This window comes from Streptomyces pseudovenezuelae (assembly GCF_001513955.1).
GTDB classification, from domain to species: domain Bacteria; phylum Actinomycetota; class Actinomycetes; order Streptomycetales; family Streptomycetaceae; genus Streptomyces; species Streptomyces pseudovenezuelae.
In genome coordinates, this window is record NZ_KQ948145.1 from 940,529 (window position 1) to 966,697 (window position 26,169).

General features: G+C 71.1%; 28 protein-coding genes. 10 read left to right on the plus strand and 18 right to left on the minus strand.

Annotation, left to right across the window (positions count from 1 at the left end):
- Positions 1 to 115 precede the first annotated feature (115 nt).
- Positions 116 to 1,129, plus strand: a complete 1,014-nt coding sequence (locus AQI94_RS11655; RefSeq protein ID WP_031056806.1) for a chitinase — start codon at positions 116 to 118, stop codon at positions 1,127 to 1,129.
- Between the two features lie 55 nt (positions 1,130 to 1,184).
- On the opposite strand, the gene AQI94_RS11660 is transcribed toward AQI94_RS11655, so the two are convergent.
- The 5 genes from AQI94_RS11660 to AQI94_RS11680 all read right to left on the minus strand — a co-directional run bounded on the left by AQI94_RS11660 (position 1,185) and on the right by AQI94_RS11680 (position 6,454).
- Positions 1,185 to 1,733: an amidohydrolase family protein gene (locus tag AQI94_RS11660; protein WP_031056803.1), complete on the minus strand. Its 549-nt coding sequence runs from the start codon at positions 1,731 to 1,733 to the stop codon at positions 1,185 to 1,187.
- 7 nt (positions 1,734 to 1,740) lie between these two features.
- Entirely contained in the window at positions 1,741 to 2,940 is a 1,200-nt protein-coding gene (mqnC, locus tag AQI94_RS11665) for a cyclic dehypoxanthinyl futalosine synthase (RefSeq protein WP_031056800.1), read from the minus strand.
- A 71-nt stretch (positions 2,941 to 3,011) separates the two neighbouring features.
- Entirely contained in the window at positions 3,012 to 3,740 is a 729-nt protein-coding gene (locus AQI94_RS11670) for a prepilin peptidase (protein WP_031056797.1), read from the minus strand.
- Positions 3,737 to 5,566, minus strand: coding sequence for a serine/threonine-protein kinase (locus AQI94_RS11675; protein ID WP_062229710.1), 1,830 nt, complete (start codon positions 5,564 to 5,566; stop codon positions 3,737 to 3,739). The genes AQI94_RS11670 and AQI94_RS11675 overlap by 4 nt, the downstream gene beginning before the upstream one ends.
- 39 nt (positions 5,567 to 5,605) lie before the next feature.
- Positions 5,606 to 6,454: a menaquinone biosynthetic enzyme MqnA/MqnD family protein gene (locus tag AQI94_RS11680; RefSeq protein ID WP_031053058.1), complete on the minus strand. Its 849-nt coding sequence runs from the start codon at positions 6,452 to 6,454 to the stop codon at positions 5,606 to 5,608.
- A 285-nt stretch (positions 6,455 to 6,739) separates the two neighbouring features.
- Here AQI94_RS11680 and AQI94_RS11685 point away from each other — a divergent pair, with 285 nt between their 5' ends.
- On the plus strand, positions 6,740 to 6,943 hold the full coding sequence (locus tag AQI94_RS11685) for a cold-shock protein (RefSeq protein ID WP_003992177.1): 204 nt from the start codon (positions 6,740 to 6,742) through the stop codon (positions 6,941 to 6,943).
- Between the two features lie 124 nt (positions 6,944 to 7,067).
- Here AQI94_RS11685 and AQI94_RS11690 read toward each other — a convergent pair whose 3' ends face one another.
- Positions 7,068 to 7,619, minus strand: coding sequence for a helix-turn-helix domain-containing protein (locus AQI94_RS11690; protein ID WP_051832588.1), 552 nt, complete (start codon positions 7,617 to 7,619; stop codon positions 7,068 to 7,070).
- A gap of 68 nt (positions 7,620 to 7,687) precedes the next feature.
- Here AQI94_RS11690 and AQI94_RS11695 point away from each other — a divergent pair, with 68 nt between their 5' ends.
- Genes AQI94_RS11695 through AQI94_RS11705 form a run of 3 tightly spaced genes read left to right on the plus strand, consistent with a single transcriptional unit; the run spans position 7,688 to position 9,337 of the window.
- Positions 7,688 to 8,356: an AzlC family ABC transporter permease gene (locus tag AQI94_RS11695; protein WP_062229721.1), complete on the plus strand. Its 669-nt coding sequence runs from the start codon at positions 7,688 to 7,690 to the stop codon at positions 8,354 to 8,356.
- A 14-nt stretch (positions 8,357 to 8,370) separates the two neighbouring features.
- Positions 8,371 to 8,667 carry an AzlD domain-containing protein gene (locus tag AQI94_RS11700; RefSeq protein WP_391267149.1) on the plus strand — a complete coding sequence of 99 codons (297 nt, stop codon included), beginning with the start codon at positions 8,371 to 8,373 and terminating at the stop codon, positions 8,665 to 8,667.
- A 31-nt stretch (positions 8,668 to 8,698) separates the two neighbouring features.
- Positions 8,699 to 9,337, plus strand: coding sequence for a class I SAM-dependent methyltransferase (locus AQI94_RS11705; RefSeq protein WP_031057910.1), 639 nt, complete (start codon positions 8,699 to 8,701; stop codon positions 9,335 to 9,337).
- Here AQI94_RS11705 and kstD read toward each other — a convergent pair.
- From kstD to AQI94_RS11720, 3 genes are all read right to left on the minus strand, one after another.
- Positions 9,334 to 11,064, minus strand: a complete 1,731-nt coding sequence (kstD, locus tag AQI94_RS11710; RefSeq protein ID WP_031057913.1) for a 3-oxosteroid 1-dehydrogenase — start codon at positions 11,062 to 11,064, stop codon at positions 9,334 to 9,336. The genes AQI94_RS11705 and kstD overlap by 4 nt on opposite strands.
- 112 nt (positions 11,065 to 11,176) lie before the next feature.
- Positions 11,177 to 11,500: a hypothetical protein gene (locus AQI94_RS11715; RefSeq protein WP_031057916.1), complete on the minus strand. Its 324-nt coding sequence runs from the start codon at positions 11,498 to 11,500 to the stop codon at positions 11,177 to 11,179.
- 149 nt (positions 11,501 to 11,649) lie between these two features.
- Positions 11,650 to 12,066, minus strand: a complete 417-nt coding sequence (locus AQI94_RS11720; protein ID WP_031057918.1) for an ATP-binding protein — start codon at positions 12,064 to 12,066, stop codon at positions 11,650 to 11,652.
- Between the two features lie 69 nt (positions 12,067 to 12,135).
- Here AQI94_RS11720 and AQI94_RS11725 point away from each other — a divergent pair, with 69 nt between their 5' ends.
- The 3 genes from AQI94_RS11725 to AQI94_RS11735 are packed head-to-tail and all read left to right on the plus strand — an operon-like array spanning position 12,136 to position 13,789.
- A complete protein-coding gene (locus AQI94_RS11725) occupies positions 12,136 to 13,038 on the plus strand; it encodes a helix-turn-helix domain-containing protein (protein ID WP_037945165.1) in 903 nt (300 codons plus the stop codon).
- Positions 13,035 to 13,223: a DUF397 domain-containing protein gene (locus AQI94_RS11730; protein ID WP_031057925.1), complete on the plus strand. Its 189-nt coding sequence runs from the start codon at positions 13,035 to 13,037 to the stop codon at positions 13,221 to 13,223. The genes AQI94_RS11725 and AQI94_RS11730 overlap by 4 nt, the downstream gene beginning before the upstream one ends.
- Positions 13,220 to 13,789 (plus strand): DinB family protein, encoded by a 570-nt coding sequence (locus AQI94_RS11735; protein WP_031057927.1) that lies wholly within the window; start codon positions 13,220 to 13,222, stop codon positions 13,787 to 13,789. Before AQI94_RS11730 ends, AQI94_RS11735 begins: the two co-directional genes overlap by 4 nt.
- A 21-nt stretch (positions 13,790 to 13,810) precedes the next feature.
- On the opposite strand, the gene AQI94_RS11740 is transcribed toward AQI94_RS11735, so the two are convergent.
- The 3 genes from AQI94_RS11740 to AQI94_RS11750 all read right to left on the minus strand — a co-directional run bounded on the left by AQI94_RS11740 (position 13,811) and on the right by AQI94_RS11750 (position 19,651).
- Entirely contained in the window at positions 13,811 to 16,093 is a 2,283-nt protein-coding gene (locus AQI94_RS11740; protein ID WP_031057930.1) for an MFS transporter, read from the minus strand.
- 133 nt (positions 16,094 to 16,226) lie between these two features.
- Positions 16,227 to 18,143, minus strand: coding sequence for an AMP-dependent synthetase/ligase (locus AQI94_RS11745; RefSeq protein WP_062229711.1), 1,917 nt, complete (start codon positions 18,141 to 18,143; stop codon positions 16,227 to 16,229).
- Between the two features lie 221 nt (positions 18,144 to 18,364).
- Positions 18,365 to 19,651, minus strand: coding sequence for an acetyl-CoA C-acetyltransferase (locus AQI94_RS11750; RefSeq protein ID WP_031057937.1), 1,287 nt, complete (start codon positions 19,649 to 19,651; stop codon positions 18,365 to 18,367).
- An 88-nt stretch (positions 19,652 to 19,739) separates the two neighbouring features.
- Between AQI94_RS11750 and AQI94_RS11755 the strand changes: the two genes are divergently transcribed.
- Positions 19,740 to 21,020, plus strand: coding sequence for a 3-oxoacyl-ACP reductase (locus tag AQI94_RS11755; RefSeq protein ID WP_031057939.1), 1,281 nt, complete (start codon positions 19,740 to 19,742; stop codon positions 21,018 to 21,020).
- Positions 21,020 to 21,973: a MaoC family dehydratase gene (locus AQI94_RS11760; RefSeq protein WP_031057942.1), complete on the plus strand. Its 954-nt coding sequence runs from the start codon at positions 21,020 to 21,022 to the stop codon at positions 21,971 to 21,973. The genes AQI94_RS11755 and AQI94_RS11760 overlap by 1 nt, the downstream gene beginning before the upstream one ends.
- On the opposite strand, the gene AQI94_RS11765 is transcribed toward AQI94_RS11760, so the two are convergent.
- The 6 genes from AQI94_RS11765 to AQI94_RS11790 all read right to left on the minus strand — a co-directional run bounded on the left by AQI94_RS11765 (position 21,966) and on the right by AQI94_RS11790 (position 26,108).
- The gene (locus AQI94_RS11765; RefSeq protein WP_037945169.1) at positions 21,966 to 22,640 is read right to left on the minus strand and encodes a TetR/AcrR family transcriptional regulator; all 675 of its coding nucleotides are present in this window, start codon (positions 22,638 to 22,640) and stop codon (positions 21,966 to 21,968) included. The two genes, AQI94_RS11760 and AQI94_RS11765, sit on opposite strands and share 8 nt — an antisense overlap.
- A gap of 46 nt (positions 22,641 to 22,686) precedes the next feature.
- Complete coding sequence (locus tag AQI94_RS11770; protein WP_031057948.1) at positions 22,687 to 22,998, minus strand: DUF4229 domain-containing protein; 312 nt, start codon at positions 22,996 to 22,998, stop codon at positions 22,687 to 22,689.
- A 96-nt stretch (positions 22,999 to 23,094) separates the two neighbouring features.
- Positions 23,095 to 23,619, minus strand: coding sequence for a GNAT family N-acetyltransferase (locus AQI94_RS11775; RefSeq protein ID WP_031057950.1), 525 nt, complete (start codon positions 23,617 to 23,619; stop codon positions 23,095 to 23,097).
- 79 nt (positions 23,620 to 23,698) lie between these two features.
- A complete protein-coding gene (gene mqnE, locus AQI94_RS11780; RefSeq protein ID WP_031057951.1) occupies positions 23,699 to 24,862 on the minus strand; it encodes an aminofutalosine synthase MqnE in 1,164 nt (387 codons plus the stop codon).
- Positions 24,863 to 24,910: 48 nt separating this feature from the next.
- Entirely contained in the window at positions 24,911 to 25,366 is a 456-nt protein-coding gene (locus tag AQI94_RS11785) for an Lrp/AsnC family transcriptional regulator (RefSeq protein ID WP_031057954.1), read from the minus strand.
- Between the two features lie 61 nt (positions 25,367 to 25,427).
- Entirely contained in the window at positions 25,428 to 26,108 is a 681-nt protein-coding gene (locus tag AQI94_RS11790; RefSeq protein ID WP_051832860.1) for a UbiX family flavin prenyltransferase, read from the minus strand.
- Between the last annotated feature and the right edge of the window lie 61 nt (positions 26,109 to 26,169).

Sequence of the window (26,169 nt, forward strand, 5' to 3'; positions counted from 1 at the left end):
TTACCACCCGTCTCGTCTGTGGGGGAGCTGTTCAAAGACTGTCCTCATGAACCTCAGGCGGGTGTGAGACATTCGCTCTCCGGAAATGGGGATCACGAGAGCGGGTACATGCGACATGCGGAGTTTCCTGAAGCCGGTGGCCGGGCTCACTTGTCTGTTCGCCCTGGCCACGGCGGGGTGTTCCGCTGAATCGGACGGCACCTCGGACGCGAAGGCTCCGCAGCGGAGCAGCACGGCACCGTCGGCGTCGGTCACGTCGTACGCGCCCTACGTCAGCGCGACCGAGGCCTCCGACAACGACTCCGCGGGCTCGCCCTCGGTGTACAACCTCGCGTTCGTGATCGCCGACGGCAGCGACTGCACGCCGTCCTGGAACGGCACGTCCGCCGTCAACGACGCGTCGGTCACGTCCCGGATCGGCGCGCTGACCGAGGACGGGGCCGAGGTACGGGTGTCCTTCGGCGGGGCGTCCGGCAAGGAGCTGGCCGAGACCTGCTCCAGTGCGGCGAAGCTGGCCGCGGCCTACGGGAAGGCGCTGGACGCGGCGGGCTCCTCCCTGGCCGACTTCGACATCGAGGGGGACGCGCTGACCGACGCGGACTCGGTGGACCTGCGGTCCGAGGCGATCGCGTTGCTCCAGAAGCAACGGAGCGGTCTGCGCGTCTCGTTCACGCTTCCCGTGATGCCGTCGGGGCTCGACGACGACAGTGTGGCGTTGCTGGAGTCCGCGAACGACACGTCGGTTCAGGTGTCGACGGTCAACATCATGACGATGAACTACGGGGAGTCGTACGACGGGGACATGGGCAATTACGCGATCACTTCCGCGAAGGCGGCGCAAGCGCAGTTGAAGTCGGTCTTCGGCACGTCCGACTCCACCGCGTGGCGCGCCCTGGCGCTCACCTCGATGATCGGGACGAATGACGTGGACGGGGAGACGTTCACGTTGTCCGACGCGGCGCAGGTACGGGAGTTCGCCGAGTCGAAGGAGGTGGCGTGGGTGTCGATGTGGTCGACGTTCCGGGATCAGCGGTGTGCGTCGGGAGATTCCGACGAGGATGACCCGCTGACCAATTGCAGTGGGGTTTCCCAGAGTTCGGGGGCGTTCGGGGAGGCGTTGGGGGGTTGAGTGTCGGGTGCGGCTCACATCGATACAGCCCGCGCCGGCAAAAGCCTGCAATCCTCTACCTGCGCCTGTGCAGCAAGCGGCCGTTGATCACCGTGGCCACGCATTCCGTCGCGTCGAAGATCGCGAATGTCGCGTCCGCGCCGGGGAGCAACGGGGGTCGGGCCGCCTGCGTGGAGCCGTTCTGGATCTTCAGGCCCGACCTGTGTACGGCGTCGATCACCGTGGGGCGGTGCAAGGGGCCCGCCACCGCCACCGTGCCCTGCGCGAGCAGTCGCTGAACGCCCCGCCTCGCGCTCGCGCCCCATCTCGTGTCGGTCATGTCCAGGGCCGACAGGGCCTCGCCCGTGAGGGGCTCGGTGCCCAAGTCCTCTCGGGGGTCCGGGTGGTAGGACTGCTCCAGCACCTCCGGGCCGTGCGGGTTCAGCAGGCCGGGGGTGAGACGTCCCGGCCAGCGGCGCACCCGTGCCGTCGGACGGGCGGCCGCCAGGTCCTCGTACGCCTCCACGGCCGCGATCCGCCGCCCCTCGACCAGTACCGCGCCACCGGGCAGGGACGGCCGTCCGTCCCCGAAGACCACCAGGTCGGCGGTGTGGATCGTCAGCAAGACAGGCCTAGTTCGACGCGAGGATCTTCAGCTCGGGGTGTGCCGTGCCGCCCTCGATCGCCGTGGAGGAGATGTGGGACTGGACGCGCGCGTCGACCGGGTCGTTGGCCGGGTCGTCGTGGACGACGAGGTGCTCGTACGTCGTGGCGCGCTGGGCCGGGACCCGTCCCGCCGTACGGATCATGTCGATCATTTCCTGGAGGTTGGAGCGGTGCTTGGCACCGGCCGCCGAGACGACGTTCTCCTCCAGCATGACCGAGCCGAGGTCGTCCGCGCCGTAGTGCAGGGTCAGCTGGCCCGCGTCCTGGCCGGTGGTCAGCCAGGAGCCCTGGATGTGGGCGATGTTGTCCATGAAGAGCCGGGAGATCGCGATCATCCGCAGGTACTCGAAGATCGTGGCCTGGGTGCGGCCCTTCAGGTGGTTGTTCATCGGCTGGTAGAGGTACGGGATGAACGCCCGGAAGCCCCCGGTGCGGTCCTGTACGTCACGGATCATGCGCAGGTGCTCGATGCGCTCGGCGTTGGTCTCGCCGGTGCCCATGAGCATGGTGGAGGTGGACTCCACCCCCAGGTTGTGCGCGGTCTCCATGATCTCCAGCCAGCGCTCGCCGGACTCCTTGAGCGGTGCGATGGCCTTGCGGGGGCGCTCGGGGAGCATCTCGGCACCGGCGCCCGCGAAGGAGTCGAGGCCGGCCGCGTGGATGCGCTGGATGGCCTCCTCCACGCTCACCTTGGAGATCCGGGCCATGTGCTCGACCTCGGACGCGCCCAGCGAGTGGATCACCAGCTGGGGGAACTCCTTCTTGATGGCGGCGAAGTGCTTCTCGTAGTACTCCACGCCGTAGTCCGGGTGGTGGCCGCCCTGGAACATGATCTGCGTGCCGCCGAGCTCGACGGTCTCCGCGCAGCGGCGCAGGATGTCGTCGAGGTCGCGGGTCCAGCCCTTGTCCTTGGCGGTGGGCGGGGCGTAGAAGGCGCAGAACTTGCACGCCGTGACGCACACGTTCGTGTAGTTGATGTTCCGCTCGATGATGTACGTCGCGATGTGCTCCGTGCCCGCGTACCGGCGGCGGCGCACCGCGTCCGCGGCGGAGCCCAGCGCGTGCAGCGGGGCGTCGCGGTAGAGGTCGAGCGCCTCCTCCGGAGTGATACGCCCACCTTCGGCGGCACGGTCGAGGACGGACTGAAGGTCGGCCTTCTCGGTCACCGGGGCGTGCCTTTCGTCAAGGGTTCGGGCGGTCTGGGCCAGCCTACGCCAGCCCTGTGACAAGCCGGATGTCAGGCCGCGTACGCACCGATCAGCAGCCCCGCGTACGCCCCCGTGAGCAGGAACGGCCCGAACGGGATCGCCGTCCTGCGCCCCGCCCTGCCCACCAGGACCAGGGCACCGCCGTACAGCGCGCCGAGCAGGAAGCCCGCGAAGGTGCCCAGCAGCACGGTGTCCCAGCCGTACCAGCCGAGGACCGCCCCCGCCCCGAGCGCCAGCTTCACGTCGCCGAAGCCCATGCCGCCGGGGTTGACGCGCCACAGCACCCAGTAGCCGACGCCGAGGGCGAGGGCTCCGTACAGGGCGTGCGGCCAGCTCCCGGTGTGCTCCGGCACGAAGGAGACGACCCCGAGCAGCGCGAGCGCGGCGGCCGCGAGGGGGAGGGTGAGCGGGTCGGGCAGGCGTCGTACGCGCAGGTCGACCACGGCGAGCAGCACACCCACGGGGGCGAGCAGCAGCCAGACGGCGATCTCCGGGCGGGTGCCGGTGGCGGCGGCGAGGGCGGCGCACAGCAGGGCGGTGACGGCGGACAGGAGCGGGGCGCCGCGACCGTACGACTGCCCAGGGCCGCAGTTCCCGCATCTCGCCCGCCCCAGCCAGCCGCTCAGCGGGTGCCCCTCGGGGCAGGTCCCGCGCCACGGCTCTCCGGACGGGACGGAGAAGCGGTAGGCCGCGCGCGGCAACAGGGCGCCCGCCGCCGCTCCCCACACCGCGGCCAGGACGACGAGCAGCCGCGTCACCGCCCGACCTTCGACATCCGTGCCTCGGGGTATCCCTCGGCCTCGCTCTCCGAGGTGTACTTCAGGTCGTCGCCCACCCTGGCCAGACGGACGGTGTGGGCGGTGGGGTTGCAGCCGGCGTGGTTGTCCTCGGCGCCCACGGCCGTGGTGACCAGTTCCGTGTCCGTGACCTTCTTCAGGGTGAGCACGTCGGTGCAGACCGCGCCGATCGCGTCGGTCTGCCGGAGACGGCCCAACTCCTCGCCGACGCCCGCCTTCTTGACGGTGATCCGGAAGGTCCCCATCGGCAGGCTCCCGCCGAGACCCGTGCCCTGGCCCTCCCACGTGCCGAGATAGCGGGCGGGGACCTCGGCCGGTCCGGCCGGTCCGCTCGACGGCTCGCCCGACGCCTCGCCCGACAGCGACGGGGAGACCGGGGAGGACGCCGACGGCAGGGAGGCCGACGGTACGGAGGAGGGGGCCGAGGAGTACGCGTCGTTGCCGGACGCGGAGCCGGCCGAGTCGTCCTGGTCCTTCCCCGGCAGCAGGTCGAACAGGAACACCGAGCCCACGGTCACCGCGGCCAGCGCTCCCGCGACCGCGAGGGCCACGGTGCAGCTCAGCCGACGTCCCCGTCCGCCGTCGCCGGGGACGGAGCCGGCGGCCACGGAGACGGAGAGCCGCCCGGGCCGCTTGTCGGCGGGCACGACCGTCTCACCCGGCACCGCGTCCCGGGGCTCGGGCACGGAGGGTCCGGAGAGCCCGGAGGGAGTACCGAGGGGCGTCGGTGGCGTGACCGGATACGCCGGGGGTCCGGCCGCGGCAGCCGGAGGCGCCCCCGGCGACACCGCCGGCATCACCGGCGGCGGTCCGAAGGCGCCGACCGCCCCCGCCGAACCCCCGCCCACGGAAGGACTGCTGAACCCCACCGGCCCCGAGGTCTGCTCCCCCACCGCCTCAAGATTCAGCAGCTGTACGGCGCTCCGCCCCACCTGCTCGACCAGCGCCCCCGGCAGCCACCCCGCCGCCACCAGCCGCGCCGCGCCCTGCGGAGCCAGCCGCCGGGCCACCTCGCCCGGAGTCGGCCGTTCCGATGCCGACTTGACCAGGCATGCCTCCACGACGTCCCGCAACTCGCCGCTCAGCGGTCCGAGTTCGGGCTCCTCGTGGACGACCTTGTAGAGGAGGGAGGCCGAGGAGTCCCCCGGGAAGGGCGGTGCGCCGGTGGCCGCGTACGCCAGGACCGCGCCGAGCGAGAAGACGTCCGCCGCGCCCGACACCGTCCTGCTCAGGATCTGCTCGGGGGACATGTAGCCGGGCGAGCCGATCGAGACGCCGGTGGAGGTGAGGGACGCGGTGCCGTCGGTGGCGCGGGCGATGCCGAAGTCGATGAGGAGGGGACCGTCGACGGTGAGCAGGACGTTGGAGGGCTTCACGTCCCGGTGGACGAGCCCCAGTTCGTGCACGGCGGTGAGGGCCTCGGCCAGGCCCGCGCCCAGGACCCGTACGGAATGCTCGGGCAGCGGGCCGCCGTCCGTGACCGCCGAGGTCAGGGAAGGGCCGGCCGCGTACCCGGTGGCGACCCAGGGCACGGCCGCCTCGGGGTCGGCGTCGAGGACCGGCGCGGTCCAGGCACCGCCCACTCTGCGCGCCGCGTCCACCTCGCGCCGGAAGCGGGCGCGGAACTCCTCGTCGAGCGCGAAGTGCGGGTGCACGATCTTGACCGCGACCGTGCGGCCGCCGGCACTGCGCCCGAGATAGACCCGGCCCATGCCACCGGAGCCCAGGCGGCCGAGCAGCCGGTAGGGGCCCACGGTGGTGGGCTCGTCGACTCCGAGCGGCTGCATGCTGCCTCCCCCGTAAGGCCCCAGAAGTTCAGATGCAGGTTAGGGCTGAAGCAGTTCCACCTTCACGTCCCCGGGGAAACCCGTTGTGGGCCCCACCCTTCGCGCGAACTCCGTGACCGCCGCCAACTGCGGGGCGCCGAACCGGAAGTCCAGCGTCGTGAAGTACTTCTCCAGGACCTCCTCGTCGAAGGCCTCCCAGCGAGCCGCCTGTTCGGCGACCTTGCCGACCTCCTCCAGGGAGAGGTTCCGGGAGGCGAGGAAGGCCTCGTGGACCTTGCGGGTGATGACCGGCTCGCGTTCGAGGTAGTCCCGGCGGGCGGCCCACACCGCGAAGACGAACGGCAGCCCGGTCCACTCCTTCCAGAGCGAGCCGAGGTCATGGACCTGCAGGCCGAAGCGCGGCCCGTCGAGGAGGTTCGCCCGCAGCGCCGCGTCCCCGATGAGTACGGCCGCCTCGGCCTCCTGCATCATCAGGCTGAGGTCGGGCGGGCAGGTGTAGTACTCGGGCCGGACGCCGTAGCGCTCGGCGAGGAGGAGCTGGGCGAGACGGACCGAGGTGCGCGAGGTCGACCCGAGGGCCACCCTGGCGCCGTCCAGCTCGTCCAGCGGGACCTGCGAGACGATGACGCAGGACATGACCGGGCCGTCGCAGCCGACGGCGATGTCGGGGAAGGCGACCAGGTCGTCCGCGTTCTTGAGGAACTCGACCAGGGTGATGGGCCCGATGTCGAGATCTCCCTGCACCAGCTTCTCGCTGAGCTTCTCCGGGGTGTCCTTCGTGAGCTCGAAGTCGAGGAGCGTGCCCGTCCTCGCGAGCCCCCAGTACAGGGGCAGGCAGTTCAGGAACTGGATGTGGCCGACGCGCGGCCGGGTGCGAGAATTGTCCACATCGCGACACTAGACCCCTTGGGGTACGCTTCGGACTCCGGCCCCAGGGTCAACCGCTCCTCGATCTTCAAACATCCGAGTGACGTGATCTTGGCCTCTATTGCTTTCGGCTGCCCGCGTGCTAGGCTCGCCGCAAGTTGCAGTTTGGTTTCCCTTGCAGTACAGAGCCTGCGGAGCATGTAACCGCGGGCTCTAGTCGTTTTCAGAAGAATGCAGTTGTGCGGCACTGTTTTCACACTTGCAGGTTCTGGAGCAGGGCAACCCTTTTGGGCCCAAGGAGGGCTTATGGCTACCGGAACCGTGAAGTGGTTCAACGCCGAAAAGGGCTTTGGCTTCATCGCCCAGGAGGGCGGCGGCCCCGACGTCTTCGTCCACTACTCCGCGATCAACGCGAGCGGCTTCCGTTCGCTGGAGGAGAACCAGCAGGTCTCCTTCGACGTGACCCAGGGCCCCAAGGGCCCGCAGGCGGAGAACGTCACCCCCGTCTGAGCGATCCCGTCTCATAGTGATCCCGTCTCATAGGCGCTCCAGCCTCTGATCCGGACCTGAATGCAGTACCCAAGGAGCCCCGCGCCGCACGGCAGCGGGGCTCCTGCCTTTCCCGCACCCGTCCTCACATGTGCTGCATGACGAGCACGAACGTCGTGCCGGGGGCGAGCGCCTCGTAGGAATGGGCCACATCTCCGCGATACGTCATGTAGTCGCCGGGATCCAGCTCGACCTCCTCCCCGGCCGGTCCGGCCTTCACCCTCCCCGTGCTCACGACCAGGTGTTCCACGGATCCCGGAATGTGCGGTTCCGATTCCCGTACCGCCCCCGGCTCGGCCCTCAGGTGGTAGATGTCCCGGCGCACACCGGGCGGACTGGCGGAGAGCAGGGTGGCCGCGTAATCGGCCCGCTCCGAGGCCACGGTCGGCCCCTCCCCCGCCCTGACCACCTGCACGGACGACACCGGCGGCTCCACCAGCGCACTGAACGGCACCCCGAGCGCGACCCCCAGCGCCCACAGCGTCTCCACGCTCGGGTTGCCGCTCGCGGCCTCCAGCTGGGACAGCGTGGACTTGGCGATTCCGGCACGCTTGGCCAGCTCGGAGAGCGAGAGACCGGCACGCGTGCGTTCGCGGCGGAGCGCGGCGGCGATCCAGTCCAGGGGGCGTTCGGGCATAATGTTCGCTCCATCGGTACGATCGTTCGCCTTGACGAACACAACTCCTGCCGTCCACTGTAGTGAACATGCGTACGGCAGAGCGAACAGCCTTGGTCCGGGACAGTGCGCTCGTCTGGCTGGCGAGCGGGGTCGTGGGCGTCTCCTTCGGCGCGATCTCCGTCACCGGCGGCCTGCCGGTGTGGGTACCGGTGGTGATGTCCCTGCTCGTGTACGCGGGCTCCGCCCAGTTCAGCGCGGTCGGCGTCCTGCTGGCCGGGGGCGGTCCGGTCGCCGCGGCGGCCACCGGCCTGCTGCTCAACACCCGGACCGCGGCCTTCAGTCTCGCCGTCGCCGACCTCCTCGGCCGGGGCCGGCTCGCCCGTCTCCTCGGCGCCCATCTGGTCACCGACGAGACGGTGGCCTTCGCGCTCGCCCAGCCGGATCCGGCCCGGCGCCGGGCGGCCTTCTGGATCTCCGGGCTCGGCCTGTTCGCCGTGTGGAACCTCGGCGTCCTGGCCGGGGCCCTCGCCGGGGGCGCGCTGGGCGACACCGCCACCTACGGCCTGGACGCGGCCTTCCCCGCCGTGCTCGTCGCGCTGGTGCTGCCCGCGCTGCGCGACTCCCCCGCGACCCGGCGGTCCGCGCTGCTCGGCGCCGCGCTGGCGCTGGCCGTGACACCGGCCGTCCCGGCGGGGGTGCCGGTGCTGGTGGCGCTGGCCGGGCTGGTCCTGCACGGCGACAGGAGGCCGGCGTGAACGCGACGGTCGCCATGATCCTGGCGCTGGCGGTCGGGACGTACGCGTTGCGGCTGGTCGGGCCGGTGCTGCACGGGCGGGTGGAACTGCCGCCGCGTGTGCAGGAGTTGCTGAGCGCGGGTGCCGTGGTCCTCCTGGTGGCGCTGCTGGCGACGGGGGCGCTGACGGAGGGCGGCGGTTTCGCGGGGTGGGCACGGCCTGCCGGGGTCCTGGTGGGGGCCGTGCTGGCGTGGCGCAGGGCGCCGTTCGTGGTGGTGGTGCTGGGAGCGGCGGCCGTGACCGCCGTCCTGCGGGCGGCCGGAGTCGCGTGAGTGTCAGTGGGGGTCACTAGGGTCCCCGGCCATGACCACAGCCGACTTCGTGACCGCCACCCGCACCTTCTACGACGCCGTCGCCGAGGACTACGCCGAGCGCTTCACCGACGAGATCGCCGGCAAGCCACTGGACCGGGCGGTGTTCGCCGCGTTCGCCGACCTCGTCGGCCAGGGCGAGCCCGTGGCCGATCTGGGCTGCGGACCCGGGCGGGTCACCGCCCACCTCGCCTCCCTCGGCCTGTCCGTCTTCGGCCTCGACCTCTCGGAGTCGATGCTGGCGATCGCGCGCCGGGAGAACCCGGGGCTGCGGTTCGAGCAGGGCTCGATGCTGGAGCTCGACCTGCCCGACGGCGCGCTCGCGGGCGTGGTGTCCTGGTACTCCTCCATCCACACCCCTGTGGACGAACTCCCCGCCCTCTTCGCCGAGTTCCGGCGGGTCCTGGCCCCCGGCGGCCATCTGCTCCTCGCCTTCCAGATCGGCGACGAGCCCCGCCGCCACGAGAACCCCTGGGGGCACCCGGTGACCCTGGACTTCCTGCGGCGGCAGCCGGAGCACATGGGTGAGCTGCTGACGGCGGCCGGATTCGCACCCGTGTCCCGGACGGTGCGCGAACCCCACGCCAACGAGACGACCCGGCAGGCCGCCCTGATCGTCCGCCGCCCCTAGAGCACCCCGGCGAGATCCCGGGCCGCGACGTACCCGAAGGTCATCGCGGGGCCGATCGTCGAGCCCGCGCCCGCGTAACTGTGGCCCATGACGGCCGCGCTGGCGTTCCCGGCGGCGTACAGGCCGGGGACGACGGAGCCGTCGGGCCGCAGGACCCGGGCGCGGGCGTCGGTCACCAGGCCGCCCTTGGTGCCCAGGTCTCCCGGGACGAGCCGGAAGGCGTAGTACGGGGGGAGCCAGAGCGGGGCCAGGCAGGAGTTCGGGAGGACGGACGGGTCCGTGTAGTAGTGGTCGTAGGCGCTGTCACCACGCCCGAAGTCCGGGTCGTCACCCTTCAGGGCAAGGGAGTTGAAGCGGTCGACGGTGGTGCGCAGGGCGGCGGCCGGGACGCCGATGGACATGGCGAGGGCGTCGAAGGTCCAGGCCTTGTGGACGGCTCCGGAGCCGTACCAGTCGTCGGGAAGGACGAAAGTGGGCGCGATGTCCCTGAAGAGGTACCGGTTGCGGTAGTTCTGGTCGACGATCAGCCAGGCCGGGATGTCGGGGTCGGTCGGGTTGCGGTCGTACATGGTGTGGACGACGTCGCTGTAGGGGGCGGCCTCGTTGACGAACCGCCGGCCGGCCGCGTTGACGATGAGCCCGCCGGGCAGGGTGCGTTCGGCGAGGCAGAAGTACGGGTCGCCGGGGAGCGGGATGGCCGGACCCCACCAGGCGTCGTCCATCAGCGCGACATCGGCGCCCAGTCGCTGCCCGGCCCGGATGCCGTCCCCCGTGTTCTCCTTCGCGCCCACCGTCCACTCCGTGCCGATGGGCTGCCGCTGGTACTGGGCCCGCATCGCCGCGTTGTGCTCGAAGCCGCCCGAGCCGACGATCACGCCCCGGCGGGCCCGGTAGAGGCCGCCCGGGGTCACCGCTCCGGCGACGGTGCCGTTCTCGACGTAGAGCTCGGTGAGGGGGGTGTTGAGGTGGACCGGCACGCCCGCGTCCAGGAGCCCCTTGCGCAGCCCGGCGGCCAGCGACTGGCCCATGGTGAGCGGGGTCTGGCCGAGCAGGGCCGCCTTCGTGCCGCGCGCCAGGCACTCGGCGGCGACGGCGGCGCCCTTGACGCTCACGGCGGACAGCGCGAGCCACTTGTAGTCGGCGCTGAACACGACCAGTCCGGCGGGGACTTCGAGGTACGGCGGGTTCAGGCGGGCGAGTTCGGCGCCGAGCAGCTTGCCGTCGAACTGGGCGGGTTCGATGGAGCGGCCGTTGGGCAGCCCGCCCGGCAGCTCGGGGTAGTAGTCGCTGTACCCCTCCATCCAGCGGAACCGCAACGGGCTGTTGGCCAGGACGAAGGAGATCATCGCGGGGCCGTGCGTGAGGAAGGCCCGCTGCCGGGCGACGGGGACGTCCGGTCCTACGACGGCGGCGAGGTAGGCGGCCGCCTTGGCCGGGGTGTCGGGGACACCGGCGGCGAGGAGGACGGGGTTGTTGGGGATCCAGATCCCGGCCCCGGACCGGGCGGCGGACCCGCCGAAGGTGGGCGCCTTCTCCAGCACCACGGTGCTGAGCCCCTGCTTCGCGGCGGTCAGCGCGGCGGTCATACCGGCGGCGCCGGAACCGATGACGACGACGTCGTACGTGCCCAGAGGCGGTAAGTCGGCGGCGCTCGCGCCCTGCTGCACCCCGGCGGCGACGGCCGCCCCGGCACCGGCGGCCAGCAGGTGTCTTCGGGTCACGCTCATGGTCGGGTCCCCCCTGCGGTTGGTACGGACGAAGAGGTCCGGAACGTCGCGCGGGGGTCTTGAGAAGTCAAGAGGCGTGGAGAACGGCGAGGGTGTCCCGCCACAGCTCAGCTCAGAACCCGGGAACGGGGAGGAGGCCCGGCCACCACGGCGGTACGCCGCTGGGGCATTCGTGCGTGGCGCCGCTCCAGAAGAGGGAGACGGCACACCAGCACACGGCGGCGAGCACCACCGTGAGAGCGAGGGCATGAAGGAGGGCCTGTCTCCCCAGGAGGACTCCCACCATCACCCAACTCAGGGTCAGGAGGCTCCAGAGGGAGGGGACGAAGAGAACGACGAGGAAAGTGCTGTTCGCCGCGCCGTTGACGCCGGCGTCGCAGGCACTCAGCGCTCTGCCGAGAAGCATGGCGGTGAGCACCGCGAGAGCAAGCCCCATCACCGTTCCGAAACATCCATGAAGCCGCCGCTCACGCATACATCTCCCCATCACTGTCGACTTTCCCCGTCCTTCCCCGCATTCCTCCGCTCACGCCGTGTCCAAAACCCCCGGACGAAGCGTGCCTGCGGAGTCGGTCGTCGGCGACATCACCCGAGTCCCATCTCGGCCCACACCGTCTTGCCGACATCCCGCTCCATGACGCCCCAGGTGTCGGCGAGGAGGGTGACGAGGATCAGGCCGCGGCCGTTCTCTCCGTCGATGTCGTTGACGTACCGGAGTCGGCGATCGCCCCTCGGGTCGCTCACCTCGATACGGAGCGTGTTCTCCGGAAGCCGGAGGAGGCACAGCTCGAAGTCCCTTCCGGGTACGCGGCCATGGGTCACCGCGTTGGCGGCGAGCTCGGCGACGAGGTGCTGCGCGGTGTCGTTCACCTCGGTGTCGTGGGGATGGCCCCACTCCGCGAGCTGGGTGGCCGTGAGCCTGCGGGCCAGCCGGGCGCCTCTCGGGGTGGCGCTCAGACGCTGGGTCAGTTCGTCGGTGGGGGTGGAGATTTCGGCGTTCACGTCACTGAGCGTGGCGGACTGTCTCTACGCTGACCAGGTGCGACCCGGCGACGCCGGGTAGTTGTACGGATGCGGTGCGTTCGGTGTACGGGTTGTCGGGCGGGAGGGGTGGGGCCGGTGAGCGAGCGGAGGCCGCAGACGCCTGCGGAGGCGGACGGCACGACGGGGTTGTTCGTCGCGCTGGGCAAGATGGTGAGGCTGCTGCGGGAGCGGAAGGGGCTGACGCAGAAGGAGTTCGGGGAGCTGGTGGGATACGGCCCCGACGCGGTCTCGGCGATGGAGCGGGGCGTGCGGACGCTCCGGCCGGAGGTCCTGCTGAAGGCGGACGAACTCCTCGATGCCGGGGGGCTGTTGAAGGAGGTCGTCCCCGAGGTCGAGGAGGCGATGGCGAAGACTCGGACCCGGCATCCGGAGTGGTATCGCGACTACGCGGGGCTGGAGGCCGAGGCGGTCTCGCTCTACGACTACAGCACCATGGGCGTGCTGGGCCTGCTCCAGACGGAGGACTACGCACGGGCCGTGTTCACGCAACGGCACCCACCGCTCGACGAGGAGACCATCGAGAAGCGTGTCACCGACCGGCTCTCCCGCCAGCAGCTCTTCGAGAAGTGGCCGCCGCCGGAGTGCAGCTTCGTCCTCGAACAGGCCGTGCTGGAACGGCCGATCGGCGGCCCGTCGGTGCACGCGGGTCAGCTGCGCCGGCTGCTGGACCTCGGGCGGATGCGGAACGTCCAGCTGCAAGTGATGCCGACCGCTCGGGCCGAACACCCGAGCCTGGGCGGCTCCTTCACGCTGCTCATCCCCAAGGGAAGGGAGCAGGTCGCGTACATGGAGATCCAGGGATACCCACGCCTGATCACTGGCCGGGAAGAAGTCCGCGTCCTCGCCGCCCGCTATGGGATCATCCGAGCTCAGGCCCTCAACCCGCACGAGTCCCTGGACTTCATCGAGAAGATGCTGGAAGAGCGATGACCATAGAGAAGTTGACCTGGTTCAAGTCGAGCTACAGCGACGGCGAGGGCGGCCAGTGCCTGGAAGTCGCCGTCACCCCCGACACCATCCACCTCCGCGACTCCAAGCACCCCACCGCCCCTCACCTCACCCTCTCCCCCACGGCCTGGTCGGCCTTCGTCTCCCTTGCTGGCGTCCGGAAATGACAAGAAGCGTGCGGCTCGCTGACCAACTGGACTGGTACTGGCGCAAGAACCTGCGGCCGCGGCTGGAGGGTCTTGCCGATGAGGAGTACTTCTGGGAGCCGGTGGGCGACTGCTGGAGCATCCGCCCACGTGGCACGTCGGCCGCACCGGTGTCGGAAGGTTCGGGGGACTGGACGATGGACTCCGCGTCCCCCGACGCTGTCCCGGTGCCGCCGCCGGTGACCACGATCGCCTGGCGGCTGGCGCACATCACCGTCTCCTGCCTGGGCTATCGGGTCGGTTGGTACTTCGGCGGCCAGGACGTCGACTCCGAGACATTCGCCTATGCGGGGACCGCTGACGAGGCGCTGAAACAGCTCGATGCGATGTACGAGAGATGGAACGTGGGGGTCCGCGAGCTCTCGGACGCCGATCTGGAGAACCCGCCCGCGGTGGGTCCCGAGCGGTTTCCCATGGAGAACAGGGTCCTGCACGTCAACCGTGAGCTGATCCATCACGGCGCCGAGATCTCCCTGCTGCGCGACCTCTACCGCCGGCAGGAGGGAGGCGTACGGGGCCGAACCTGACCCCTACGCCTCCCGTGCCTCCTACGACTCCTTGTGCCCCAGCAGGACGTCGAGCTCCTGGCTCCCGTCCACGGTGACCTGGGTGGCCACCGGCGGGTACCCGCTGGCGATCACCGTGTACTGCTCGCTCGCGAGGTCGGTGAAGGCGTAGCCGCCGTCGACACTCGTGGTGCGGGTGCCGACGACGTTTCCGGCGGCGTCGATCAGGGTGACCCGGGCGTCGTCCAGGGCGCGGCCGTCCTGGGTGTGGACCGTGCCGCGCAGGGTCGCCGCGACGGTCAGTTCGATGTCCAGGCGGGTCGACTCGGCGGAGACCGTGGCGGCTACGGCGGCCGGACGGTGGCCGGGGGCGCTGACGCTGAGCGTGTAGTCGCCGGGGAGCAGGTCGCCGATCCGGTAACCGCCGTCCGTGCCGGTGGTGGTGGAGGCCGTCACGTCTCCGTGCTGGTCGGTGGCCACGACCAGGGCGCCGGGCAGGGTCTCGCCGTCACCGGCGCGGACCGTGCCGGCCAGGCCGCCCGGGCTGGGGAGGATCACCAGGTCGTGGGTGACGGGGGTGCCGTTCACGCTCAGCGTGGCCACCTGGGGCTGGTGGCCGGGCACCGAGCCGATGAGGACCAGGGTGCCGCGCTCGGCGGTGACGAGGCCGTAGCCGCCGTCCTCGCGGGAGGTGGCGCGGGCGAGCTGGCGGCCGGAGCCGTCGAGCAGGGTGAGCGCGGTGCCGGGTACGGGGGCGCCCGTGCCGTTGCGCACCTGGCCGGTGATGACGGGCTCCGCCGCGGCCGGAGCGGTGGGCGGGACCGTGGGCTCGGTCGCGCTCTCCGGCTCCTCGGCGCTCGCCTTGGTCCTCGTCTTCGCGCGGAACAGCAGCGCCGTGATGATCACGCCGGCGGCGAAGAAGGCCGCCGACCACCAGTAGGCGACCTCGTAACTGTGGAGAGCCGCGTTCGCCTTGACCAGCGGGTCGGACAGGTGGTCCGCGGCGTAGTTCGTGGCGGCGGTGGCGGCGAGGGTGTTCAGCAGCGCGGTGCTGATCGAACCGCCCACCTGCTGGGTGGTGTTGAGGGCCGCGGAGGCCACGCCCTGGTCGTTCGCCGCGACACCGAGGGTGGCGTAGCTCATCGCGGCGGGCATCGACATGCCGAGCCCGGCGCCGAGCAGCAGGAGCGGCGGCAGCACGTGGGCCGCGTAGCCGCTGTCGAGGCCGAGGCGGGTCAGCCAGACCATGCCGCCCGCGGCCACCAGCATGCCGAGGGGTACGACGATCTTGGGGCCGATCCTCGGGACCAGCCAGTTGGTGGACAGCTGTGCCATCACCATCAGCGCGCCCACCATCGGCAGGAAGGCCACGCCGTTCTTGACCGGTGAATAGCCCAGCGTCGACTGGAGGTAGTAGGTCAGGAAGAGGAAGACGCCGAACATCCCGGCGGACGAGATGAGGATGGTCGACAGGGCGGCGGCACGGTCGCGGTCGGCGAGGACCCGCAGCGGCAGCACGGGATGCTTCGCGCGCGCCTGCCAGAGGAAGAACGCCACCAGCAGGACCGCACCCGCGGCGAGGAAGCCCCAGGTCATCCAGTTGTCCCAGTCGTGCGTCTCCGCGTTGGCGAAGCCGTAGACGATGCCGAACAGGCCGCCGGAGACCAGGACCACGCCGGGGATGTCCAGGCGGGGCCGCTCGGCCGGGACGGAACGGCCGATGAAGACGACCGCGCCGACCAGCGCGAGGACGGCGATGACGTCGTTGACGTAGAGCGTCCAGCGCCAGTCCAGGTACTCGGTGAGCAGACCGCCGAGGACCAGGCCGACCGCGGCGCCGGAACCGGCGATGGCGCCGAAGATGCCGAACGCCCTGGCGCGTTCCTTGGGTTCGGTGAACGTCGTGGTCAGCAGGGAGAGGGCCGCCGGGGCGAGCAGGGCGCCGAACAGGCCCTGCACGGCGCGCGCGACGACCAGCATGGTGAAGCCGTTCGCCGCGCCGCCGACCGCGGAGGCGGCGGCGAAGCCGACGATGCCGATGATGAAGGTCGTCTTGCGGCCGAAGAGGTCGGCGAGCCGGCCGCCGAGCAGCAGCAGGCTTCCGAAGGCCAGCGAGTAGGCGGTGACGATCCACTGCCGGCCGTTGTTGTCGAAGCCCAGGTCCTGCTGCGCGGACGGCAGCGCGATGTTCACGATCGTGGCGTCGAGCACGACCATGAGCTGGGCCAGACCGATCACGGCCAGGGCCCACCATCGGTGTTTCGACGGGGCCTGGGACTGGCCGGACGGCACGACCTGGGCGGTGGCTGCCGGAATGGCTTCCACGATGGTGCTCCCCTCATGGGGCTCGGATTGCTCGGACCACCCACATCGGTCCGAAACCGTTTCGTACACCGAACCTAGGCCACAGTTGCGGCGAAACGCAAACGTCTCCATGAGGTCTGCACCTGGAGAGCGCTCAGCGCTCGTAGAGCCCTTCGATCTCCCCCGCGAAGTCGCGCATGACCGCTTCCCGGCGCAGTTTCATCGACGGGGTCAGATGGCCGGCCGCCTCGGTGAAGTCGGTCGGCAGGACGGTGAAGCGGCGGATGGACTCGGGGCGGGAGACCATCTTGTTCGCCTCGTCCACCGCGCGCTGCAGGACCTGCGTCAACTCCGGGTCCCCGACGAGGAGTTCCGCGGGGACGGGATGCTTGCCGTTCATCTGGCGCCAGTGGTTGACGCCGTCCATGTCCAGGCTGATCAGGGCCGAGATGTACGGGCGGCGGTCACCGAGGACCATGCACTGGGAGATCAGGGGGTGCGAGCGCAGCCAGTTCTCCAGCGGGGCCGGGGCGACGTTCTTGCCGCCGGCGGTGATCAGGATCTCCTTCTTGCGGCCCGTGATCGTCAGATAGCCCTCGTCGTCCAGCTGTCCGATGTCACCGGTCGGGAACCAGCCGTCGGCCGAGGCGGGGGCCACCCCCTCGCCGAACGGGTCCCAGTAACCCCGGAACACCTGACCGCCGTTGAGCAGGATCTCACCGTCCGCCGCGATGCGCACCCGGGTGCCCGGGATGGGCCAGCCGACCGTGCCCAGCCGGGGCTTCAGGGGCGGGGTACAGGTCGCGGCCCCCGTCGACTCGGTCAGGCCGTAGCCCTCGTAGATCTCCATGCCCGCGCCCGCGTAGAACGCGGCGAGGCGGCGGCCGAGCGGGGAGCCGCCGGAGATGATGTGCCGGATCCTGCCGCCCATGGCGTTGCGGATACGGCGGTACACCAGCGGGTCATAGAAGGTGCGGGCCGCCTTCAGGGCCGTGCCCGGGCCGGAGCCGGTACCGGCGTGACGGGACTCCGTCGCCTCGCCGTAGCGCACGGCGACGTTGGTCGCGCGGTCGAAGACCGTGACCCGGCCGCCGCTCTCCGCCTTGGCACGGGCGTTGTTGAAGACCTTCTCCAGCATGTACGGGATCACCAGCAGGAAGGTCGGCCTGAAGCTGGCCAGGTCGGCCAGCAGGTCCTCGGCCTGGAGGCTCGGCGCGTGACCGAGGCGCACCCGGGCGCGGACGCAGGCGATGGCGACCATGCGGCCGAAGACGTGCGAGATGGGCAGGAAGAGCAGGGTCGCCAGGTCCGCCTCGTCCGACTTCGACTTGAAGACGGGGTAGAGGAGTTCGATCGCGTTGTCGATCTCGGCGAGGAAGTTGCCGTGGCTGAGCACACAGCCCTTGGGGCGGCCGGTGGTGCCGGAGGTGTAGACGACGGTGGCGACCGTGCCCGGGCCCAGCATGCCCCGACGCACGCCGATCTCCTGCTCGGGGACGGCCTGGCCGAGCTCTCCCAGGCGCTCCACATGACCCTTCTCCATGATCCACATGTGGCGCAGGTCGGGAAGGCGGCTGAGTTCCGGACCGAGCGCGGCGGCCTGGGCGGCCGTCTCCGTCACCAGGGCGACCGCACCGGAGTCCTGGAGGATGAAGCGGGTCTGGAAGACGGAGGACGTGGGGTAGATGGGGACCGTCACCAGGCCCGCGGCCCAGGCGGCGAAGTCCAGGAGCGTCCACTCGTACCTCGTACGCGCCATGATCGCGACCCGGTCGCCCGGCATCAGGCCCTCGCTGATCAGGCCCTTCGCCACGGCCAGCACCTGCTGGGCGAACTCGGCCGCCGTGAGGTCGACCCAGCGGCCGTCGTCCGTACGGCGGCTCATCACCCGCTGCTCCGGCGCCGCCTGCGCGTTGTCGAACGGCAGGTCGGCGAGCGAGCCGTGGGTCACCGGCGGGACCAGCGGCGGCACGGACACCTCGCGGACCTCACCGTCCAGCCGCACGATCTCTGGCTCCACGAGCACGGGCGCGCCGTCGTAGTCGTGGCCGGACACGTACGAGAGGGACATGGTCAGCTCCTGGGACGTGCAGCTCGGTACCGCTCCGCTGCATGAGGTACGCAGGGGACGTACCGGGGCGTTCACCCGCGAGTGCGCCGGGAAGGGTTACCAGGGGTTAGGACGGTGATCCTAAGTGGCTCAAGTGGTGAGTCTGTGCGGGTTCGTTGATGGTCCGGAGCCGGGACTGTGCAACCTCGACCGCAAGATGAGGCTTTGTCAGCTATCGGCTCCTACGGCCGCTCCAGAATCGCCGTGACCCCCTGCCCGCCGGCCGCGCACACCGAGATCAGCCCGCGGCCCGGGCCCTCCCGTTCGGCCAGCAGCCGGGCGAGGGTGGCCACGATCCGCGCACCGGTCGCCGCGAAGGGATGCCCGGTGGCGAGGGAGGACCCGGCGACGTTGAGCCGGTCCCGGTCCACCGGGGCGAGACCCCGCTTCTCCCAGGCAGCGAGGGTCGCGAGGACCTGGGAGGCGAAGGCCTCGTGGATCTCCACCAGGTCGAAGTCCTCCATGCCGAGCCCGGCCCGCTCCAGCATCCGGGGAACGGCGTGGGCGGGTGCCATGAGCAGCCCGTCCTCCCCCTGTGCGACGTCCCCCCGCACGAAGTCCACGGCTGCCGTCTCGTAGGCCGTGAGGTACGCCAGCACCGGAAGACCGCGCGCCTCGGCCCACTCCTGCGAGGCCAGCAGGACGACCGCCGCGCCGTCCGTCAGCGGGGTCGAGTTCCCGGCCGTCATGGTGGGACCGGGGTCCTTGAGGCCGAACACCGGCTTGAGCGCGGCGAGTTTCGCGGCCGTGGAGTCCGGGCGGAGGTTCTGGTCGCGGGCCAGGCCCCGGAAGGGGACCACCAGGTCCCGGAAGAAGTCCCGCTCGTACGCCGCCGCCAGCCGCTGGTGACTCGTGGCCGCCAGCTCGTCCTGGGCCTCTCGGCTCACGCCCCACGCGCGGGCGGTGACGGCGGCGTGCTCGCCCATCGACAGACCGGTGCGGGGTTCGGCGTTGCGCGGGATGTCGGGCACCAGGTGGGTGGGGCGGATGCGTGCGAGCGCCTTCAGGCGGCCGCCGGCCGACTTCGCGCGCCGGGCCTCCAGCAGGATGCGGCGCAGGTCGTCGTTGACGCCGAGGGGCGCGTCGCTCGCGGTGTCCGCGCCGCCCGCGATCGCGGACTCCGTCTGGCCGAGGGCGATCTTGTTGGCGGCGGCGATGACGGCCTGGAGACCGGTCCCGCACGCCTGCTGGATGTCGTACGCCGGGGTGCGCGGGTCCAGCTTCGAGCCGAGGACCGTCTCGCGGGCGAGGTTGAAGTCGCGGCTGTGCTTGAGAACGGCACCGGCGACGAACTCCCCCACGGCGCCCGGCTCCTGGAGGCCGTGGCGCTCGACGAGGGCGTCGAGGACGGCGGTGAGCATCTCCTGGTTCGAGGCGGTGGCGTACGGGCCGTCCGAGCGGGCGAAGGGGACGCGGGTGCCCGCGACGATCGCCACGCGCCGGGCGACCGGCGGCTCCAGGGGGCTCATCTCCACCAGCTCCTCACCACGGAAATCGACTTACCTACGGTAACCTTACTCCAGAGTAAGGAATCTGCGACCGACCCGGGAGATGGACATGGCCGACCGCTATCTGAGCTTCACCGGTACCGCGCCGGGTCGGTTCCTCACCCGCCGCCTGGGGCTTCCGCAGCCCGCGCCGCTGCGGCGGTGGTCGCGGGAGTCCCCGGAGTTCGAGGGCGGGGTGCTGCTGCTCACGGCAGGCAAGTCGGAGCTGTCCGGTCTGGAGTTCCCGGCGCCGTCGGAGGCTCCCGCCGCGGTCCTCCTCGACGCCACCGGTGTACGGGACGTGGAGGGACTCGCCGAGGTGCACGCCGCTCTGCACCCGGTCGTGCGGTCGGTCGCCGCGAGCGGCCGGGTCGTCGTCCTGGGCGCGCCGCTCGACCCCGCCGACCACCACCAGGCCGCCGCCCAGCAGGCCTTGGAGGGATTCACCCGCTCGCTCGGCAAGGAGATCGGACGAGGCAGAACGGTCAACCTCGTCCGGCTGACCGACGCGTCCGCCGCCGAGTCGACCCTGCGGTTCCTGCTCTCCCCCAGGTCGGCGTACGTCAGCGGCCAGGTGATCGAGGTCGGTAGGGCCCAGGAGGCCGACGTCGACCGGGAACACACCCTCGCCGGGCGGACGGCCCTGGTGACCGGCGGGGCGCGGGGCATCGGCGCGGCGGTCGCCGAGACGCTGGCGAGGGACGGGGCGCGGGTCGTCGTACTCGATGTGCCGGCGGCGTCGGCGGATGCCGAACAGCTGGCCGCGCGGCTCGGGGGCAGCGCCCTCGCGCTGGACATCACGGCCCCGGACGCGGGCGCGCGGATCGCCGAGGCGCTGCCCGACGGGCTGGACGTGCTGGTCCACAACGCCGGCATCACCCGGGACCGGCGGCTCGCCAACATGCCCGCGGAGCGCTGGAGTTCGGTGCTCGACGTGAATCTGGCGAGCGTGCTGCGCACGACGGACGCGCTGCTGAAGGCGGGCACCCTGCGGCGGGGCGGGCGGATCGTCGCCACCGCGTCCATCGCCGGGATCGCCGGGAACACCGGGCAGACGAACTACGGCGCGAGCAAGGCCGGTGTCGTCGGCCTGGTGCGCTCCCTGGCCCCCCGGGCGGCGGCCGAGCACGGGGTCACGGTGAACGCGGTCGCCCCGGGATTCATCGAGACGAAGATGACCGCGGCGGTCCCGCTGTTCATCCGGGAGGCGGGACGGCGGATGAACTCCCTCGGACAGGGCGGGCTGCCCGTCGACGTGGCCGAGACGACGGCCTGGCTGGCCCATCCGGCCTCCGGCGCGGTGAACGGACAGGTCGTACGGGTGTGCGGCCAGAGCCTGTTGGGGGCGTGATGACGAGTCACTCGGACGACACGCAGGCCGAGGGGTCGTACGGCGAGGGGGGACGGGCCACGGGCCCGGCCTCCGGCTCCCCGGACCGCCCCTCCACCGTCCTCACCCGGTCCCCCTCGCTCCTCCCCGTCCTGGCCGCGGGCGCCCTGCGCTCCCCTTTCAAGCGGCCCTCGGCCACCGCGGACTTCCCCCGGACCCGTCTCGTCCTGCCCGGCCTGCGGATCGACCTCGCGCGGCTCGCCGCCTACGAGCGGGTGTGCGGGTTCCCGACCGGGGAGGACGCGCTGCCGGTGACGTATCCGCAGGTGCTGGGCTTTCCGGTGGCCATGAGCCTGCTGAGCCGGCGGGACTTCCCGCTGCCGCTGCTCGGGCTGGTGCACACCTCGATCGAGATCACGCGGTACCGGGCGCTGACCGCGTCGGGCGAGTACGAACTCACCGTGTACATCGACGGGTTGGTGCCGCACCGGCGCGGTACGGAGGTCGCGGTCGTCACCGAGCTGCGGGTGGGCGCGGACGTCGTATGGGAGTCGGTGAGCACCTATCTGGCGCGGCACCGCACCGAGGACACCGGCGGAGAGCGTGAGCAGGAGAAGCACGGCCCGCTGCCCGGGGTGGCCGAGTGGCGGCTGGCAGGGGACATCGGACGGCGTTACGCCGCCGCGTCCGGCGACCGCAACCCGATCCACCTGTACCCGCTCACCGCCCGCCTCTTCGGCTTCCCGCGAGCGATCGCGCACGGCATGTGGACGGCGGCCCGCTGTCTGGCGGCGCACGGCACACCTCAGGCGGTGCTGGTGCGGGCCGAGTTCAGGGCGCCGGTGCTGCTGCCGGGGACGGTGACCTATGCGGCGGACGGGGAGCGGTTCGAGCTGTGCGGCGGGGACCGCGTGCATGTGAGCGGGGGCGTCCACCCGCTCACCGGGCACACCCCGGCAGGCGCTGTCAGCTGACCTGGAGCGGGGCGGTGTCGGAGGAGGTGTCCTGGAGGGTCCACGGCCGGCCCTCCATCATGTTCCCGAGGCCGGCCCACGCGAAGTTCATCAGGGTCGCCGCCGACTGCCTCGCCGTCACGCCCGCGGTCGCGTTGGCCCAGGCGGCGAGCGACTCGGCGGCGCCGACGAGCGCCTCGGCGAGGCCGGCGACCTCGCGCTCGGGCAGGTCGGGGTCGCGGTGGGCCTCGCGGGCCGCGACCACGATCAGATGGGTCACGAACGCGACGATCTCCTCGCGCATCGCGGTGACCTCGGCGGCGAACGCCTCACCGTGGATACGGGCCTGGAGGTGCAGCACCGACCAGCCGTGCGGGTGGTGCGAGGTGTGCGTGAAGAACGCCAGCAGCCCGTCCCACAGCTGGCGGTCAGCCGCCAGATCGGTCCGCACGCCCGTGCGCACGGCCTCGGTGAGCGCGGCCGCCTCCCGGCGGATGCACGCGGTGAAGAGGTCTTCCTTCGAGTTCAGGTACAGATAGACCAACGGCTTGGACACACCGGCGAGTTCGGCGATCTCGTCCATCGAGGCGGCCATGTACCCGCGCTGCCCGAAGATCTCCACTGCGGCGTCCAGCATCTGCTGCTCCCGCACGGCACGCGGCATGCGCTTGCTCTTCACGACACCCATGCGCAAAGCCTACGGTCACGCGGGCGCGGCGGGGCGGGCGTTGGACTCAGGAGGTCTGCGGGGCCTGTCCCTGGGAGGGGGCGGCCTGGTCGGCGGCCTCGTCCTCCTGGCTGCGGTTCGCCTCCAGGTTCGCCTTCATCCGGTCGACCCGCTGGACGACCTGGACGGAGGCCCGGTCGCGCTCCTTGCGCAGCACCACGAAGCTGATCGGGGCCGAGAGCAGCAGGGCGAGCAGGACGATCCACATGCCGTTCGAGTCGCCGAGGCCGCGCGGGGCGAGGCCGGAGTAGACGAGGCCCCAGACGACCACGAGGCAGCCCACGAAGATCCCGAGGCGCATCAGCGTGTAGCGGAGCATGTCAATCCACTCTTCCGTATCCGTATCGAACGGCCTGAACACCCCAAAGGGGCACGCTCCAGTGAAGCACGCCGGGTACCCGATCTTCGACGCGGGTCAGGCGAGCGGCAGCAGCATGATCACGTCGTCCCGGTCGTCACCCGGCGCGACCCGGATGGCGTCGGGGATGCGGCCGACCTCCTTGTAACCGCAGGAGCCGTAGAAGCGCTCCAGGCCGAGGCCGCCGCGGCAGGTGAGCCGGATCGCCTCGATGCCCTCGAAGGCGCGGGCCGCGTCGGCCGCCGCCGCGAGGAGGTCGCGGCCGTAGCCCCGGCCCTGGTGGCGGGGGTGGACCATCACCGTGTACAGCCACACCCAGTGGGTCATCAGTCGGTGCGTGTTGAAGCTGAAGAACGCGGTGGCGGCGACCCGTCCGTCCTCGTCGTGTCCGACGAGGAGGCGGGTGCGTCCCTCCGCCATGCCCGCGAAGTGCTTCACCAGTTCGGGACGGATCGTCTCCGGCTCCACCGGCGCGACGAATCCGACGGCTCCGCCGGCGTTGGAGACGTCGGCCCACAGGTCGAGGATTCCGTCGCGGAGGGCGGGGGTGACGGCCGGGTCGAGGGTGAAGGTAAGGGGCATGAGGCGAGGCTAGTCATTACATCCCCGTCGCCTCAAGCGACTCCGGCGTCACCTGCGTCACGTAGGACGGGCGCGACCGTCAGACCCGCATGGGCTGCGGTTCCTCCCGGCGCCCCGCGTCCGGACCGTCGTACTCGCGGATGATCTCGTACCGCGTGTTCCGCTCCACCGGACGGAAGCCCGCGTCCCGGATCAGGTCCAGCAGGTCCTCACGGGTGAGCTTGTTCGGGGTGCCGTAGTTGTCGGCGTCGTGGGTGATCTTGTACTCGACGACCGAGCCGTCCATGTCGTCGGCCCCGTGCTGCAGCGCGAGCTGCGCGGTCTGCACACCGTGCATGACCCAGAAGACCTTGACGTGGGGGACGTTGTCGAAGAGCAGCCGGGAGACCGCGAAGGTCTTCAGGGCCTCCGCGCCGGTCGCCATCTGCGTCCGCGCCTGGAGGCGGTTCCTGACCTTGCCGTCCTTCACGTCCACGAAGTCGTGCTGGTAGCGCAGCGGGATGAACACCTGGAAGCCGCCGGTCTCGTCCTGGAGCTCCCGCAGCCGCAGCACGTGGTCCACGCGGTGGCGGGGCTCCTCGATGTGGCCGTACAGCATGGTGCTCGGGGTCTTCAGACCCTTCTCGTGCGCCAGGCGGTGGATCCGCGACCAGTCCTCCCAGTGGGTCCGGTGGTCCACGATGTGCTGGCGGACCTCCCAGTCGAAGATCTCCGCGCCACCGCCGGTCAGGGACTCCAGACCCGCGTCGATCAGCTCGTCGAGGATCTCGGAGGCCGACAGACCCGAGATCGTCTCGAAGTGGTGGATCTCCGTCGCGGTGAACGCCTTCAGCGAGACGTCCGGGAGGGCCGCCTTGAGCTCCCGCAGCGAACGCGGGTAGTAGCGCCACGGCAGGTTCGGGTGCAGCCCGTTGACGATGTGCAGCTCGGTGAGGTTCTCGCCCTCCATCGCCTTGGCGAGCTTCACCGCCTCCTCGATGCGCATCGTGTACGCGTCCTTCTCGCCCGGCTTGCGCTGGAAGGAGCAGTAGGCGCAGGACGCCGTGCACACGTTGGTCATGTTGAGGTGGCGGTTGACGTTGAAGTGGACGACGTCGCCGTTCTTCCGCGTCCGCACCTCGTGCGCGAGTCCGCCCAGCCATGCCAGGTCGTCCGACTCGTACAGCGCGATGCCGTCCTCACGGGTCAGGCGCTCACCGGCCCTGACCTTCTCCTCCAGCTCGCGCTTGAGCCCGACGTCCATGCCCACACCTTTCTCCGACCACCCCGAACGACTCCCACAACCGTACGTCTACGCCTCTTCGGGCAGCTCCCCGACCCGGTTCTCCCACTTCGTGGACAGCACGATCGTGGTACGGGTCCGGGAGACCCCCTCGGTCCCGGACAGCCGCCGGATGATCTTCTCCAGACCGTCCACGTCGGGTGCCCGGACCTTCAGCATGTACGAGTCGTCGCCCGCGATGAACCAGCAGTCCTCGATCTCGCTGAGGTCCCTGAGCCGGCGTGCCACGTCCTCGTGGTCGACCGCGTCGGACAACGAGATGCCGATCAGCGCGGTGACGCCGAGGCCGAGCGAGGCGGCGTCGACGGTGGCGCGGTAACCGGTGATGACACCGGCCGCCTCCAGCCGGTTGATGCGGTCGGTGACGCTGGGTCCCGACAGACCGACGAGGCGCCCCAGCTCCGCGTACGAGGCCCGGCCGTTCTCCCTCAGGGCCTGGATGAGCTGCCTGTCCACCGCGTCCATGGGATCGAAGCCTTCCGCTGAAAAATGCCTGAAGTGATGAGAGGTACTGCCACTGCTTGCCCTACTGACCCGGCGCGCCGCCGCCCAGTTCGCCCTGCCAGCGCCGGTACAGGCCGTGCCCGACACCCGCCGCGTCCAGCACCCGCCCGGCGACGAAGTCCACCAGGTCCTGGATGTGGGTGGCGCCCGCGTAGAAGCCCGGCGAGGCCGGGACCACGCTCGCGCCGGCGTCGTCGAGCGCGACGAGGTGCCGCAGGGTCTGGCCGTTCAGGGGGGTCTCCCGCACCGCCACGACCAGCGGCCGCCGCTCCTTCAGGGTCACGCTCGCGGCCCGCTGGAGCAGGTCCTTGGACAGCCCGAGGGCGACTCCGGCGACGCAGGCGGTGGAGGCGGGGACGATCAGCATCCCCTTGCTCGGGTACGACCCCGAGGACGGCCCGGCGGCCAGGTCCCCGGCGGGCCAGTACCGCACGGCCTCGGTGTCGACGTCGAAGGCCGGCTTGCCGTCGGCCCCCCGGCCCAGCCATTCCCGCAGGTCCTCGCGCCAGTGCGCGTCCCGGAAGGAGATCCCCGTCTCGTCGAGGAGGGTGAGCCGCGAGGCGCGGGAGACCACCAGGTCGACACTCTCTCCGGCGGCGAGCAGCGCGCGCAGCACGGACGCGGCATACGGGGTGCCGGAGGCGCCGGACACCCCTACGATCCAAGGCGTACGCCGCGTCTCTCCTGGCTTGACTGGGTTCACACCCCCGAGCCTATCCGGCGTCACAGGGTGGGAACCGGCCAAGGGGGTCGGGGCGTTCCTC

Excerpts from the sequence above, each read along its gene's own strand:
- AQI94_RS11655 (WP_031056806.1), top strand. The coding sequence starts at position 116 with ATGCGGAGTTTCCTGAAGCCGGTGGCCGGGCTCACTTGTCTGTTCGCC.
- AQI94_RS11675 (WP_062229710.1), bottom strand. The coding sequence starts at position 5,566 with ATGCAGCCGCTCGGAGTCGACGAGCCCACCACCGTGGGCCCCTACCGG.
- AQI94_RS11685 (WP_003992177.1), top strand. The coding sequence starts at position 6,740 with ATGGCTACCGGAACCGTGAAGTGGTTCAACGCCGAAAAGGGCTTTGGC.
- AQI94_RS11690 (WP_051832588.1), bottom strand. The coding sequence starts at position 7,619 with ATGCCCGAACGCCCCCTGGACTGGATCGCCGCCGCGCTCCGCCGCGAA.
- AQI94_RS11695 (WP_062229721.1), top strand. The coding sequence starts at position 7,688 with ATGCGTACGGCAGAGCGAACAGCCTTGGTCCGGGACAGTGCGCTCGTC.
- AQI94_RS11700 (WP_391267149.1), top strand. The coding sequence starts at position 8,371 with ATGATCCTGGCGCTGGCGGTCGGGACGTACGCGTTGCGGCTGGTCGGG.
- AQI94_RS11705 (WP_031057910.1), top strand. The coding sequence starts at position 8,699 with ATGACCACAGCCGACTTCGTGACCGCCACCCGCACCTTCTACGACGCC.
- kstD (WP_031057913.1), bottom strand. The coding sequence starts at position 11,064 with ATGAGCGTGACCCGAAGACACCTGCTGGCCGCCGGTGCCGGGGCGGCC.
- AQI94_RS11715 (WP_031057916.1), bottom strand. The coding sequence starts at position 11,500 with ATGGGGCTTGCTCTCGCGGTGCTCACCGCCATGCTTCTCGGCAGAGCG.
- AQI94_RS11725 (WP_037945165.1), top strand. The coding sequence starts at position 12,136 with ATGCGGTGCGTTCGGTGTACGGGTTGTCGGGCGGGAGGGGTGGGGCCG.
- AQI94_RS11730 (WP_031057925.1), top strand. The coding sequence starts at position 13,035 with ATGACCATAGAGAAGTTGACCTGGTTCAAGTCGAGCTACAGCGACGGC.
- AQI94_RS11735 (WP_031057927.1), top strand. The coding sequence starts at position 13,220 with ATGACAAGAAGCGTGCGGCTCGCTGACCAACTGGACTGGTACTGGCGC.
- AQI94_RS11745 (WP_062229711.1), bottom strand. The coding sequence starts at position 18,143 with ATGTCCCTCTCGTACGTGTCCGGCCACGACTACGACGGCGCGCCCGTG.
- AQI94_RS11750 (WP_031057937.1), bottom strand. The coding sequence starts at position 19,651 with ATGAGCCCCCTGGAGCCGCCGGTCGCCCGGCGCGTGGCGATCGTCGCG.
- AQI94_RS11755 (WP_031057939.1), top strand. The coding sequence starts at position 19,740 with ATGGCCGACCGCTATCTGAGCTTCACCGGTACCGCGCCGGGTCGGTTC.
- AQI94_RS11760 (WP_031057942.1), top strand. The coding sequence starts at position 21,020 with ATGACGAGTCACTCGGACGACACGCAGGCCGAGGGGTCGTACGGCGAG.
- AQI94_RS11765 (WP_037945169.1), bottom strand. The coding sequence starts at position 22,640 with ATGGGTGTCGTGAAGAGCAAGCGCATGCCGCGTGCCGTGCGGGAGCAG.
- AQI94_RS11770 (WP_031057948.1), bottom strand. The coding sequence starts at position 22,998 with ATGCTCCGCTACACGCTGATGCGCCTCGGGATCTTCGTGGGCTGCCTC.
- AQI94_RS11775 (WP_031057950.1), bottom strand. The coding sequence starts at position 23,619 with ATGCCCCTTACCTTCACCCTCGACCCGGCCGTCACCCCCGCCCTCCGC.
- mqnE (WP_031057951.1), bottom strand. The coding sequence starts at position 24,862 with ATGGACGTCGGGCTCAAGCGCGAGCTGGAGGAGAAGGTCAGGGCCGGT.
- AQI94_RS11785 (WP_031057954.1), bottom strand. The coding sequence starts at position 25,366 with ATGGACGCGGTGGACAGGCAGCTCATCCAGGCCCTGAGGGAGAACGGC.